Source organism: Pseudonocardia sp. N23, from assembly GCF_002583555.1.
Lineage (GTDB): Bacteria > Actinomycetota > Actinomycetes > Mycobacteriales > Pseudonocardiaceae > Pseudonocardia.
Map to the genome: position 1 here is coordinate 57,404 of NZ_BEGX01000121.1, position 1,082 is coordinate 58,485.

Here is a 1,082-nt window from a genome sequence, read left to right on the forward strand (position 1 = left end):
ATGCTCGGTGCCCGGCTGATGGCCCACGGCGGGCAGCTCACCGGCCCGGAGTGGACGAAGGTCGCCGACAGCGTCGCCGACCAGCTTGGCGCGTTGTCAAACCCGGCTGAGACCTCGGATCCCTGACCTCCCGCCGGCGCGTGCCGGTGGGAGGCGCGGTGGTGGTCTCGGAGCGCGGGCCGCGAGGGCGGCGGCCCGCGTTGTGGGACTCGCACCCTGGCGTCCCCGCGCTCGTGCCCGGCGATGAACCCCGCTGGTCCCGCCCCGGGTGAACCCGCCCCCGCACTCGAACCCTGCCCCGCCCGGAAACGCCCCGAGGCCGAAAGGGCGGGTCCACACCGGCCGGACCAGCGCGAACCCCCGCCGGTCAGCGGCGACGGGGCGCCGTGGGCGAGGACGTCCCACCCCGGGACGCACCCCCACGACCACCGGGTCGTGGGCTCGACTCGCGATTCCCTCGGAGGTCCGCGTGAGCACAACCGAACCCACCAGCACCGAACCCGCCAGCACCGAACCCGCCAGCACCGAACCCGCATACCCCGACGGCGCCGCGACCTGCGCCGATGGCGGGACCCCGGCCGTCGGGGCCGAGGAGCTTGGGACGTTGCTGTGGGTGGACCCGGCCGAGCTGGTTGTGGGGATCAACACCCGCACCGAGGTAAGGCTGAGTGCGCATTTCGTCGCTGACATCGGTGAGCGCGGGGTCCGTGAGCCGATCACGGTGCGCCGCCGCGACGACGGCGCGCTGGTGGTGCGCAAGGGCCAGCGCCGCACTCTCGCCGCGGTGAAGGCGGGCCTGGCGCGGGTGCGGGTCCTCCTCGAGGCCGACGACGACCCGGACGGGGCTGACCGGCAGGGCCAGATCGCGCGGATCGTCGACCAGCTCGGGGAGAACAACCACCGGGCCGGCATCGGTGACCGTGAGGAGGTCGCTGCCCACCAGGAGCTGCTCGAGCTGGGCCTGACCGCGGCGCAGATCGCCCGCCAGACCCGGACCCCGGCCGCGCGGATCCGCCAGACCACCCGGATCGCGGCCAGCGAGATCGCGGCCAAGGCGATGGCCCGCTACGAGCTGACCCTGG

At 74.7% G+C, this 1,082-nt stretch carries 1 protein-coding gene; it reads left to right on the forward strand.

Going from position 1 to position 1,082, the window contains the following annotated elements; translation table 11 throughout:
- Positions 1-469 precede the first annotated feature (469 nt).
- Positions 470-1,082: ParB N-terminal domain-containing protein (locus TOK_RS33605; RefSeq protein WP_216362129.1), on the forward strand; the 613-nt coding region annotated here is incomplete at its 3' end.